The organism is Pseudomonas sp. RIT-To-2, assembly GCF_029623465.1.
Taxonomy (GTDB): Bacteria; Pseudomonadota; Gammaproteobacteria; order Pseudomonadales; family Pseudomonadaceae; genus Aquipseudomonas; species Aquipseudomonas silvicola.
Genome location: NZ_JAPYKM010000039.1, coordinates 48,724 through 60,740, shown reverse-complemented (window position 1 = coordinate 60,740; position 12,017 = coordinate 48,724). Strand labels below are relative to the sequence as shown.

General features: G+C 64.6%; 12 protein-coding genes. 5 read left to right on the top strand and 7 right to left on the bottom strand.

Translation table 11 applies throughout. The annotated features are described in order from the left end of the window. Positions 1-314: 314 nt before the first annotated feature. Both QBK88_RS26055 and QBK88_RS26050 read right to left on the bottom strand, forming a co-directional pair. Positions 315-1,667: an Nramp family divalent metal transporter gene (locus QBK88_RS26055; RefSeq protein ID WP_277964298.1), complete on the bottom strand. Its 1,353-nt coding sequence runs from the start codon at positions 1,665-1,667 to the stop codon at positions 315-317. A 173-nt stretch (positions 1,668-1,840) separates the two neighbouring features. After that, on the bottom strand, positions 1,841-2,374 hold the full coding sequence (locus QBK88_RS26050) for a DUF4946 domain-containing protein (RefSeq protein ID WP_277964297.1): 534 nt from the start codon (positions 2,372-2,374) through the stop codon (positions 1,841-1,843). Positions 2,375-2,527: 153 nt separating this feature from the next. Between QBK88_RS26050 and copC the strand changes: the two genes are divergently transcribed. The 5 genes from copC to QBK88_RS26025 all read left to right on the top strand — a co-directional run bounded on the left by copC (position 2,528) and on the right by QBK88_RS26025 (position 7,567). Next, a complete protein-coding gene (gene copC / locus QBK88_RS26045; protein WP_277964301.1) occupies positions 2,528-2,893 on the top strand; it encodes a copper homeostasis periplasmic binding protein CopC in 366 nt (121 codons plus the stop codon). Between the two features lie 4 nt (positions 2,894-2,897). After that, positions 2,898-3,761, top strand: a complete 864-nt coding sequence (gene copD / locus QBK88_RS26040) for a copper homeostasis membrane protein CopD (RefSeq protein ID WP_277964296.1) — start codon at positions 2,898-2,900, stop codon at positions 3,759-3,761. Positions 3,762-3,840: 79 nt separating this feature from the next. Next, positions 3,841-5,280, top strand: coding sequence for a MocR-like pyridoxine biosynthesis transcription factor PdxR (gene pdxR, locus QBK88_RS26035; RefSeq protein WP_277964295.1), 1,440 nt, complete (start codon positions 3,841-3,843; stop codon positions 5,278-5,280). A gap of 79 nt (positions 5,281-5,359) precedes the next feature. After that, a complete protein-coding gene (locus QBK88_RS26030; RefSeq protein WP_277964294.1) occupies positions 5,360-5,800 on the top strand; it encodes a carboxymuconolactone decarboxylase family protein in 441 nt (146 codons plus the stop codon). A 210-nt stretch (positions 5,801-6,010) separates the two neighbouring features. Further along, positions 6,011-7,567: a sensor domain-containing diguanylate cyclase gene (locus QBK88_RS26025; protein ID WP_277964293.1), complete on the top strand. Its 1,557-nt coding sequence runs from the start codon at positions 6,011-6,013 to the stop codon at positions 7,565-7,567. Positions 7,568-7,573: 6 nt separating this feature from the next. On the opposite strand, the gene QBK88_RS26020 is transcribed toward QBK88_RS26025, so the two are convergent. The 5 genes from QBK88_RS26020 to QBK88_RS26000 all read right to left on the bottom strand — a co-directional run bounded on the left by QBK88_RS26020 (position 7,574) and on the right by QBK88_RS26000 (position 12,013). Continuing rightward, complete coding sequence (locus QBK88_RS26020) at positions 7,574-8,281, bottom strand: metallophosphoesterase (protein ID WP_277964292.1); 708 nt, start codon at positions 8,279-8,281, stop codon at positions 7,574-7,576. A gap of 79 nt (positions 8,282-8,360) precedes the next feature. Next, positions 8,361-8,576, bottom strand: a complete 216-nt coding sequence (locus tag QBK88_RS26015) for a TOBE domain-containing protein (RefSeq protein ID WP_008370939.1) — start codon at positions 8,574-8,576, stop codon at positions 8,361-8,363. After that, on the bottom strand, positions 8,566-8,790 hold the full coding sequence (locus tag QBK88_RS26010) for a hypothetical protein (RefSeq protein WP_277964291.1): 225 nt from the start codon (positions 8,788-8,790) through the stop codon (positions 8,566-8,568). The genes QBK88_RS26015 and QBK88_RS26010 overlap by 11 nt, the downstream gene beginning before the upstream one ends. After that, entirely contained in the window at positions 8,787-10,598 is a 1,812-nt protein-coding gene (locus QBK88_RS26005) for an ABC transporter ATP-binding protein (protein ID WP_277964290.1), read from the bottom strand. The genes QBK88_RS26010 and QBK88_RS26005 overlap by 4 nt, the downstream gene beginning before the upstream one ends. A 242-nt stretch (positions 10,599-10,840) precedes the next feature. Beyond that, positions 10,841-12,013, bottom strand: coding sequence for an acyl-CoA dehydrogenase family protein (locus QBK88_RS26000; RefSeq protein ID WP_277964289.1), 1,173 nt, complete (start codon positions 12,011-12,013; stop codon positions 10,841-10,843). Positions 12,014-12,017 lie beyond the last annotated feature (4 nt).

Below are 12,017 nucleotides of genomic sequence, written 5' to 3'. Positions count from 1 at the left end.
TGCATGGCTCAAGGTTTCCGGCGCCCTTGAGACCGTGCGCCGCCCGCGCGGCGCTTCGCGAGCAAGCCCGCTCCTACATCTGTTTCAGGCCAATTATGTCTGTGGGATTGCCTGGTCCGCCTTGATTGTCCACCTGGAGATTGGGTCAGGGCCGCAAGGTGCATGTCTTGGTTTTTCCGGCGCCCTTGAGACCGTGCGCCGCCCGCGCGGCGCTTCCCGGGCAAGCCCGGTCCCACATCTGTTTCGGGCCAGTTATGTCTGGGGGATTGCCTGGTCCGCCTGGCTCGCTCAATAGCAGCTCGGCCTGATATGCATCAGGCCACGGTATCCCATAGCAATTTGAGGTTCAGCGCGACTATCACCGTCGCTACCAACCACGCCAGCACCTTGGTGACTGGGCCGATGGCCAGCGCACCCATGCGCTCACGGTTGGACACGAACGCCACCAGTGGAATGACCGCGAACGGCAGCTGCATCGACAACACCACCTGGCTGAACACCAGCAGTTGCGCGGTGCCTTGCTCCCCATACAGGCTGGTCACGACCACTACTGGCACGATGGCGATGCCCCGCGTCAGCAGACGTCGCGCCCAGTCAGGGATGCGCAGCTCGAGGAAGCCTTCCATGATGATCTGCCCGGCCAGGGTGGCCGTGACGGTCGAGTTGATGCCCGAGGCCAGCAGCGCCACGCCGAGTAGCACCGAGGCAATGCCCACGCCCAGCAAGGGCGATAGCAAGTGGTAGGCCTGCTCGATTTCCACCACGTCAGTGTGCCCGTTGCTGTGGAATACCGCCGCGGCGGTGATCATGATCGCCGCGTTGACGAACAGTGCCAGGGTCAGGGCAATGGTGCTGTCGGCCACCGCCCAGCGCAGGCCGCTTTTGCGCCCTTCGGGGGTACGCGGGTAGGCGCGGGTCTGCACGATGGAGGAATGCAGGTACAGGTTGTGGGGCATCACCGTGGCGCCAACGATGCCAATGGCGATGTACAGCATCGCCGGGTGCGTGACGATGCTGGCCTGGGGAATGAAGCCGGCGAATACCTCGTGCCATTGTGGCTGGGCCAGCACCAGTTGCGCAGCGAAGCAGGCGAAGATCAGGGTCAGCAAGGCGATGACGAAGGCTTCCAGCGCCCGGAAGCCGCGGTTCATCAACAGCAGGATGAGAAACACGTCCAGCGCGCACAGAATCGCGCCCCAGAGCATGGGAATGCCGAACAGCAGCTTGAGGGCGATGGCGGTGCCAATCACTTCGGCCAGGTCGCAGGCGATGATGGCCGCCTCGCAGGCCAGCCACAGGGCAACGCACACAGGCCGTGGGTAATGTTCGCGGCAGGCCTGGGCCAGGTCCAGGCCGGTAGCGATGCCCAGGCGCGCTGCCAGTGCCTGCAACAGTACGGCCATCAGGTTCGACAGCAGGATAACGGAGAGCAAGGTGTAGCCGAATTGCGAACCGCCCGCGATGTCGGTGGCCCAGTTGCCTGGGTCCATGTACCCCACCGCTACCATGTAGCCTGGCCCGGCGAACGCCAGTAGGCGGCGCAGCCAATGGCCATTCGCGGGCACGGCGACACTGCCGTTCATCGCCCCCAGACTGGGGCGGGCGGCATGGGGCAACGGGCGCCGATGGCGGGCCGAGTAGTCGGCCTGATGGTTATCAGTGTTCAAGGTCGCGCTTCGCTTTACTGAATCGGAAATAACCGGCGAAACAAAGCGCCTATTACCAGAACGTAGCGGCTTTGCGAAAATTTACTCGCCCAATGAATTATTTCCGACCACGGGGGGCGCGGAAGGTCACCGATAACGGATCAGTGGTCGCCAAAGCCCCTGGATCCAGGGCGCTACGGCAGTTGCAACCTGAGGCCATCGCGAATCGTCTGCACCTCGGCAACATGGGCCTCATAGCCCTGTGCCGAGCCCGCATACGACAACGAATACGCCGCCCCCGCCGTACTCGCCGCCACCAGGGTCTGGGTCATCACGTGGCCACCGTTGAGGCTGATCTTGCAAGTGGTTTCCACCGCCGCGATGTCCCCCAGCTTCGCGTCGTGCACCTTGGTGCACACACTCTGGTAGCCCCCATGGCTGAAGTTCACCTGCAAGGCCTTGCGCATTTCCAGCACCACGCCACCCAGGTTCACCTGATGGTCCGGCGCCAGGGCGGTGCGAGTCAGTTCCACCACCATCTGCGGGTCACCGTTCGCATCATTGATGGCCGCGCGCTGGCGGTGCACCGCGGAGCCATCAGGGTCAGGCAAGCTCTCGACCTCCCAGCCGGCCGGCCAGGTGATGATCACCTCGTCGGCCATGGCCAGGGGCGCGGCCAACAGCAGGCCGAGAGCGAACAGGGTGCAGCGGCGGTACGCAAAAGTCATGAAGGCACGAGGTCCGGTAGAATGGAAAGCGGCTCAGAGGGCTGCGAGGTTGCCGCAAGTGTGACTTCAAGTAAAACATTTCACCCGCCTGCTACCCTCAGATCGTGTTTAATTGCGCCAATTTTACTGCCCGAGGTTCTCATCATGACTGCCCTGCCCCTGAAAAAGCTCCTCAGCGGTGCCGCCCTGCTGCTGGGTTGCGCGCTGTCGCCACTGGTATTCGCCCACGCTCACCTGACAAGCGCCATTCCGGCGGCCGACGCCACGGTCAGTGCGCCTGCCGAGCTCAGCCTGGTGTTTACCGAAGGCGTCGAGCAAAGCTTCACCAAGGTAGAGCTGAGCCAGGACGGCAAGGACGTTCTGGTCAAGAGCATCGCGACCCAGGGCGCCGACAAGAAAACCCTGATCGTGACCCCGGCCGCGCCATTGGCACCCGGCCAATACACGGTGAAATGGCATGCCGTGTCGGTAGACACTCACAAGAGCGAAGGCAGCTACAGCTTCAAGGTGGCCCCGTAACCCCATGAGTGCTTTGGTAGCGGTTCGTTTTCTGCATTTCTGTGTGGTGCTGCTGGTGTTCGGCGCGCTGCTTTTCCGGCCTCTGCTGCTGGGCGAACCTCGCCAGCAGGCCCGCATGCGCCAGTGGCTTGACCCGCTGTTGTGCCTGCTGGCGGGCATCGGCCTGATCACCGCGGTGGCCTGGCTGATGCTGACCACCGCCGACATGACCGGCAACTGGCAGTCGGCGCTGCAAGGCGACATGATCATGAAAGTGCTGACCCAGACCTTCTTCGGCAAGGCCTGGTTCGTGCACCTGTTCGCCAGCCTGGTGCTGCTGATGTGCCTGCGCATTCCGCTGCGCCTGCCGGCCTGGCTACCCATGGGCCTGAGCACGGTGCAACTGGCGACCCTGGCCCCCGTGGGCCACGCGGCCATGCTCAGCGGGTTGCCGGGCATGCTGCTGATCCTCAACCAGCTGGTGCACCTGCTGTGCGTGGCCGGCTGGATGGGCGCCCTGCTGTTGTTGATCTTCGTGCAGGCCCGGCCAAACGGCTATGACCTGCGCGGCACACTGCTGCGTTTCAGCCGATATGGCCTGATGCTGGTGGCGGGTATCATCGTTACCGGGCTGATCAACGTTCGGGTACTGACCGGTGCGCTATGGCCCACGCCGCTGACGGGCGGTTTTGCCCTGGTGCTGGCAGTAAAGGCGTCGCTGGTGATCTGCATGCTGTTGCTGGCCCTGTTCAACCGCGCGGCGCTGAATAACCAGCGCATTGCCTTGAACACCCTGCGCCAGACCGTGCTGGTGGAATGGTTGTGTGGGCTGGCGGCCATCGCCGCGGTGTCACTGCTGGGCACCCTGAGCCCCGTGCCGCTGGTGTGACCCCGGTGTTGTGAGCGCTGGCCTGCCAGCGCGCGGTTGGCGTACGCTGTCGCGATATTCTGCCGCCGGCCGCATCACCATGGAACTGCACATCACCTTTCAGGGCCGCAAGGACCTGAGCGAACAGCTTTACCGGCAACTGCGCGATGCCATCGACAGCGGTCGCCTGGCCGCGGGCACCCAAGTACCACCCACCCGCTTGCTGGCCACGCAGTTGGGGGTGTCGCGCAAGACCGTGGCCGAAGCCTATTCACGCCTGACCTACGACAGCCGCCTGAGTGGCCGCGTGGGCAGCGGCACGTTCGTCAGCCCCCGCCCCGCCGCCCATCACCCTGCGCAACCACCCTCGCCGCTGGCCAGTGCCGCGGTCGTCGCCCTGTGGCGCGACATGCCCATGCCCATGAGCCATGCCGCCGCCCAGACCCGCGCCCGCTACGACTTCATCGGCGGCGCATCGCTGAAAAGCCAGTTTCCGTTCGACACCTGGCGCCGTTGCACCCTGTACGCGCTGCGCCAGTGCACCCGCTCGGCCTCCTTGCACGGCGACCCCCAGGGCTTGCCCGAGCTGCGCGAAGCCGTGGCCCGGCACATCGGCTTCGCCCGTGGCGTGCAGGCCAGCGTCGATAGCGTGCTGGTCACCAACGGCGCCCAGCAGGCGCTGGACCTGGTGTCTCGCGTGCTCATCGAGCCAGGCTGCAAGGTGGTGATGGAAGACCCGGGCTACCCCCCGGCGCGCTTGCTGTTCACGGCCCAGCGCGCGGACGTGGTCAACGTGCCGGTGGATGACCAGGGGCTGCGCGTGGAGCTGATTCCCGAAGGCACCCGGCTGATCTACGTCACCCCTTCCCACCAGTTCCCCCTGGGCATGCCCATGAGCCTGGCCCGGCGCCATGCCTTGCTGGCCAGGGCCGCGGAGCTCGGGGCGATCATCATTGAAGACGACTACGACAGCGAATTCCGCTACCAGGGCCCGCCTACCGACTCCCTGCAGAGCCTGGACACCCAAGGGCTGGTCGCCTACCTGGGCACCTTCTCCAAGACCTTGCTGCCCGAACTGCGACTGGGCTATGCAGTACTGCCCCATGCGCTGTTGCAGGCCGTGCGGGTGGCCAAGCAACTGAGCGATTGGCACACCCCCACGCTCAACCAGTGGGCGCTGGCAAAGTTCATCAACGAGGGGGAATTGCTCAAGCACATCCGCCGCTGCTTCGATGTCTACAGCGGCCGCCGCGAGCGCATCCTGCAGCGCCTGGACAGTGACCTGGCGCCCTGGTTCCAGGCGGTGCCAGCGGTGGCAGGCTACCATTTGAGCGCACTGGCCCAAGTGCCGGTGGACTTGTCCCTGCTGGTGCAGGTGGCGCGCCAGGCAGAGGTCGGGCTTTACCCCTTGATGCCGTTTTATGGGCAACCACCCGCTGGGCAAGGATTGCTGTTCGGGTTCGGGGCCATAGAGCGCCTGGACATCGACCCGGCGCTGGACCGGGTGCATGGCATCCTTCAGCAATTGGCCCCTGCATAAAGGGGCCAATTGGCTATTCGGTCTCGGGCCCCGGCTCGTTAAGGTATCTCCCACACCCTACTTACCCGGAGACACCGAAATGAGCACTCGCATCGAATGGTCCAAGCAAGCCCCCGACGCGTACAAAGCCATGGTCGGCCTGGAAATGGCCCTGGCCAAGTCCGGCCTGGAAAGCGACCTGCTGGAACTGGTGCGCCTGCGCGCTTCGCAATTGAACGGCTGCGCCTACTGCATCAACATGCACGCCAATGATGCCCGCAAGGCAGGTGAAACCGAAGCCCGCCTGCAGACCCTCTCGGTATGGCAGGAAACCCCGTTCTTCACCCCACGCGAACGCGCCGCCCTGGCCTGGGTGGAAAGCCTGACGTTGCTGTCCATCCACCATGCCCCCCAGGACCAGTACCAGGCGCTGCTGGAGCACTTCAGCGAAGTGGAAGTGGTCAACCTGACCCTGGCCATCGCCACCATCAACGCCTGGAACCGCTTTGGCGTAGGCTTCGCCATGGTGCCCCAGGCCTGAAGCGCCCAAGCAGCGGACCTGGCCGCGTCACGCCCCCTGCGTACAGCCAGACACAACGCAGGCACCGCCGACGCGGCCAGGTCCGCTGCGACAAGATTGCGGTACATTGGCGGTGACCAAGGGGCGCAAGCGTCCGTTGCTCCACCTGCATAAAGTGTCCCGTAAAGCAGCTACACTCATGAACACGCCCACTGACATCCCCGGTCGCCGATGCTGGATAACCTGCAGCAGCGCATCATCACCAAAGCTCGCCCTTCGGCTCAACGTCTTGCCGTTGGCTTCATGGCCCTGGTGCTCCTGTCATTGCTGGGCCTGGACGCCTGGCAGATCTGGACGGCTCGCGACCACGTCCTGCGCGAAGCCCACACCGACACCAACAACCTGGCGCGCTCCCTGGCCCAGCACGCCGAGAGCACCGTGCAGGAAGCCGACACGGTGCTCAGCGACCTGGTCGAGCGGGTGCAGGTCGACGGCACCGGCCCTGTGCAACTGGCCCGCCTGCACCGGCTGATGCAAATCCGCACCCACGAACTCAACCAACTGCATGGCCTGTTCCTGTACGACAAGAACGGCAACTGGCTCGCGACCGCCAACGACGTCGACCCGCAGGGCGTCAACAATGCCGACCGTGAATATTTTCAGTTCCACCGTTTCAACCGAAGCACGGCCGTGCACATCGGCCCGGTGATCCGCAGCCGCACCAACAACCAATTGGTCATTCCGGTATCACGGCGCATCGATGCCGCCGACGGGACGTTTGCCGGGGTGGTGCTGGCGACCCTCGACCTGGAGTTCTTCAACCGCTTCTACCAGTCCTTCGACCTGGACCACCAGGGCGTGATCCTGCTGGCCCTGAGCAACGGCACGGTGCTGGCCCGGCGGCCTTTCGACGAACACGTGATCGGCACCAGCCTGGCCCGTGGCCGGGTGTTCAGCGAGCTGCTGCCCAACCAGCCCGCGGGCAGCAGCATGATGCCCTCGCTGATCGATGGCGTGGCCCGCCTGTTCAGCTACAAGGCCTTGGACAAATACCCCCTGGTGGTGGAAGCCGCCCAGTCCAAGGACGCGATTTATGCTACCTGGTACGCCAACCTGGTGCGTTCTATCCTGTTCTTGCTATTGGTGGGCGGAGCCTTGTCGGTGTTCGGGGTCATCCTGCTGCGCGAGATCCGTCGCGGCCTGATGACCGAGGCCAAGCTGCGCAACGCCCACGCCGCGCTGGAGATCCTGGCCATGCAGGACGCCTTGACCGGCCTGGCCAACCGCCGTCAACTGGACGCCGCCCTGCCCCATGAAATCGGCCGCGCCCGGCGCAGCGGCAAGCCGTTGGGGCTGATCATGATCGACGTTGACCATTTCAAGCGCTTCAACGACTTGTATGGCCACCCCGCAGGTGACCAGTGCCTGAGCGACGTGGGCCGCACGGTGCTTGATTGCGTGGGCCGCAGCACCGACCTAGTGGTGCGCTACGGCGGCGAGGAAATGCTGGTGCTGTTGCCCGAAAGCGATTGGGCCGGCACCTGGCTGGTGGCCGAAAAGATTCTGCACAGCGTGCGTGCTCTGGCGATTCACCATGCCGGCAACGATGGTGGGCTGGTCACGGTGAGCGCCGGTGTGCATGTATGGATGCCGGAGGGCAACGAGACGCACCCCAATGCACTCGTGCAAGCGGCGGACGAGGCCCTGTACAAGGCCAAGAGCCAGGGGCGCAACCGTATGTTCCCGCCCCACCAGGTGCGCCACGCCCAGAGCGAGGCGGCCTTGTGACGGGGCCTACCCCACCGGCCGCTCCGGCACGTTGACCGCTTCCAGCGCCGCCAGCTCCATCAGGGTGAAATAACCCTCGCTCCAGCCTGCCGTGTCGATGTGCCAGACATTGCCCAGGCGACGCGGGCGACGCAGGGGCGTGTGGCCGACGATCACTGCGCGTACATCGCGAATGCCGGAACCGTCCCCACGCTTGATCCGTGCCCGTGACCACTGGCAGCCCTCGTCGGTGTAGGTATCGTCCGGCCAGCGATGCTGCACGAATTCACGCAACTGCCGCCACGTCGGGTAAGGGCAATCGGCGTGCACCAGCCCTACCAGGCCTCTGGAAGTCTCGACCTCCATGGCCACGGGCAACTGCGCGAAACGCTGGGCGTACAGGCGTTGTTTTTCCGGGCTGGCATCCAGAAACCAGGCGCCGCCGCTGGCCCGGTACATGCGCTCGTCGACGCTGATATTGGCGTGGTGCTGGATGGCCAGGGCTTCATGGTTGCCCTGCACGGCGAAGAACCAGGGGCGGTCGAGCCACTCCAGGCAGTGTTCGCTTTGCGGGCCGCGGTCCACCAGGTCACCGACACTGAACAGACGGTCGATGGCCGGGTTGAAGCCAGCACTGTCGAGCGCCCCCTGAAGACGCTCGAAGTGCCCATGAATATCGCCCACGGCAAAATCGCGCCCCAGGAGGTTACGCGAATGATGGGCAAACTTGTTCATGGCATCTCTCCTTTGCCGGCTGCACCACGATCTTCTGCCCGTGGCGCCGCGCGGTCAATGGATAGCGTGCCTGGCAGGCTCAGAGCTTGGCGATGGACACTTCGGTGGACTTGACGAAAGCGATCACTTCGCTGCCCACTTTCAGCTCCAGTTCGTGGATGGAGCGGGTGGTGATCACCGAGGTGACAATGCCGGAAGCGGTCTGCACGTCGATTTCAGACACCACCGGGCCTTCGATGATTTCCTTGATCACGCCTTTGAACTGGTTGCGAACGTTGATGGCTTTAATGGTCATGGCACGGTTCCCTTGTGATGAAAGCTGCGGCCAGTGCCGCGATGGGTTTAATGTGCCTCAGGTCATTTAAAATCAAAAGGAATTGATTGTGCTTTTGATATTCCTGATCAGCATAAGCCAAGTGGCAGCGGACCTGGCCGCGTCGGCGGTACATGCGGTATGGCGGATACTGCGCGGCGTTCGTGACGCGGCCAGGTCCGCTGCGGGCGATCATGCCGGCTCTTCCACACCCTGCGCCTGGCGGCTCCACAACCGGTAATAGTGCCCCCGCCGCCGCAGGAGTTCGTCATGGCTGCCGTCCTCCACCAACCGCCCGTGGTCCATCACCAGGATACGGTCCAGGTGTGCCACGGTGGACAAGCGGTGGGCCACCACCAGCACGGTCTTGTCTTCCATGATCTCATCCAGCTTGTCCTGGATGAACCGCTCGGTGATCGAGTCGAGGCTGGAGGTGGCTTCGTCCATCACCAGGATCGGCGCGCCCTTGAGAATCACCCGGGCAATGGCAATGCGTTGGCGCTGGCCGCCCGACAGTTTCACCCCACGCTCACCCACCAGCGAGTCGTAGCCGTGCTCCATCTGGCCGATGAAACCCTCGGCACCGGCCCGGTGGATGGCGGCGTCCAGTTCTTCGTGGCTGGCGTCCAGGCGGCCGTAGTGGATGTTTTCACGAATGGTGCGGTGGAACAGCCCCGGTTCCTGAGGGATCAGGCCTATCTGGGCATGCAACGAGTGCTGGGTGACCTGGCGCACATCCTGGCCATCGATCAGTACCGTGCCGCCCTGCACGTCGTACAGGCGCAGCAGCAAGCTCAACAGTGTCGACTTGCCGGAGCCGGAGGAACCCACCAGCCCTACCCGCTGGCCAGCCGGGATGGTCAGGTCGAACCCTTGGAAGATGGGCTGCCCAACGCCGTAGCCAAACGTCACCTGACGAAATTCGATCTGCCCGCGCTTGACCTCCAACGGTTGTGCCTGGGCACGGTCCGTGACTTCGTGGGGGCGGGTCAGCGTACGTACCCCGTTGCTGATGTTGCCAGCCGCTTCGAAGAAGTCCAGCAGCCGGCGGGCCAGGTTGGCCACGTCGTTGACGATCAGCAATGACAGGCTGGTGGCCATCACGAACCCCGCCACGTCCACGCGCTGTGCTTGCCACAGGTACAGGGCCAGCAGCACCATCCCCAGTTTGAGCACCACGCTCAGGCCGGTGAGCAGCCAACGGATCTTCTCCATGTAGATGAAAGCGCGGTAGGCGGCCTTCATCTCACGGTTGAGGAAGCTGTTGAGGTAGTCGTATTCGAAGGCGTGACGGGCGAACAGGCGAATGTTGGTCAGGTTGCTGACCGCGTCCACCACTTTGCCGTTGCACAGGCTGCGCGCTGCCGAAAACTGCTGCGCCAGCGGCTGGCTGCGGCGTGCCAGCCAGTAGCTGACGGCGATGAACAGTATCGCCCAGGCCAGCATGAACTCGCCGAGCACCGGTGCGGCCAGGTACAACAGCACCACGGAGACGCTGAGGGTGACCAGCACCGGGATCAGGTCGAACAGCACGATGGCGATCGCCATGTTGACCCCCAGCGAGACCTCCGATACCCGATGCGCCAGGGCGCCGGCGAACTCGCTGCTGACGAAGCGATGGGAATGCTGTTGCAGGTAGGCGAACAGCGTCTGGGTGACGGCACGGCGCTGAATGGGCACCACATGGATATGGCAGCCGTTGCCGATACGCATCATCAGCATTTCGACCACCAGCAACGCACCGAACAGCAACAAAGGGGTGCGCAGCGCATCGAAAGCCTGGTCAATGGCTGGCAGGCGGCTGACCAGCCCGGTCAACTGGCCCAGCCCCCAGGGAACCAGGATAGTGCACACGGCCGCGCCAATCTGTAGCAACAGGATGGCCAGGTACCAGCCCTTGAAGCGCCGAAGGAACACCATGACGAAGGCCAGGGGGGTATCCGGCAGGTGTTCTATTTTCCAGTGCGGGCGAGGGTTTTCGGGCGTTGTGGTGCTCTGGGGCATGGTTTAGCACTTCCTTGGCGGGACATCCGGAGGATACGACGGCCTCCATGACAATCATGAAATGTGCCAGACTTGGTACATATGTACCTGAAGAACCTGGGCCCGCAGATAGCCTGACGTTACGCGGTGCCCTTTTCCCGAGCTTCGCCCGGTCCCACAGACAAGCCCCGCCGGCGCGACCAATGCTGTGGGACCGGGCGCCAGGCGCGGTGCTTCGGGGCCAGCGCGGCGCCATGAGGGGCTTAGAACAGCCCGGAGGTGGGCGGTGGCGTGCCTTTCAGTGCCCAGGCGCCCACCGCCGCGGCCTTCCAGTCGCGCGGGTTGTGATTGGTCACGGTGCGGGCGTTGCGCCAGTGGCGGTCGAGGTTGTGCTGGCGGCTGGTGGTGGACGCGCCACCCACGTCGAACAGCCGCTCGGCCGCTTTCAATGCGCTGTCTGCCGCCATGAACTGGGCCTGGGCCACTTCCACCGCCGCCTGCTCCACCAACGCGGGAGCCTGCCCCGCCGCCCAGGCGCGGTCGATGGTGTCGGCCGCGCGCAGTACCACCGCTTCGGCGGCATAGGCGCGGGCCGCGATCTCGCCAACGCTCAATTCCACGTATGGGTCGTCCACCGAGCGGCTGGCGCTGCTGTGCTTGATCGGCCGTGCGTGGTCGCGAGCGAAACGCACGGCGTCATTCAGGGCGTTGCGGGCGATCCCCGCCTGCACCGTGGCCAGGAACAACTGCAGGAATGGGGTGACGATGGTGCGGGTACCCTCCTGCACCGTGCGGGCGCGAATTTCGTCCGGGTAGACGATGACCTCGTCCAGGCGCGTTGTGCCGCTGGCGGTCAGCCGCTGGCCCATGGCGTCGAAGTCATCGAGCAGCACCAGGCCCTGGCGGTCGCGTGGCAGCACGAACGACCGGGGCTGGTCGTCTTCGTCCAGCGCCACCACGCTGATCCAGTCGGCGTACAGGGCGCCGGTGCTGTAATACTTGCTGCCAGTAACCCGGTAGTGATCCCCCTGGCGCACGATGCGCGCACTGATGGCGCCGTTGGCGCCACCCACTTCCCAGCCGGCGTTACCCAGCACGGCGCCGTCCAGGTAACGGGCAAACCAGCGGTCACGCTCACTGTCGGCATCGTCTTCGGCACCGGTCAGCAGGCCTTCCAGGAAGGCCAGGCCAGGACGCAATGCCTGGGCGGTGTTGGAGTCGACGCTCGCTACCGCCAGCAGCACTTCGATCACGTCACGCACTGAAGCCCCCGGGCCACCGGCAGCCTCAGGCACGCGCAGGGTGAACAGCCCGGCCTGGGCCAGCGCACGCACCGCCTCATGGGGCAACTGACGGTCGCGCTCGCGGGCAGCAGCACCCGCTTCGATGTGTGGGAGCAGCGCGTAAATGCGGTCTTTCAAGGCCTGTACAGACATGGTG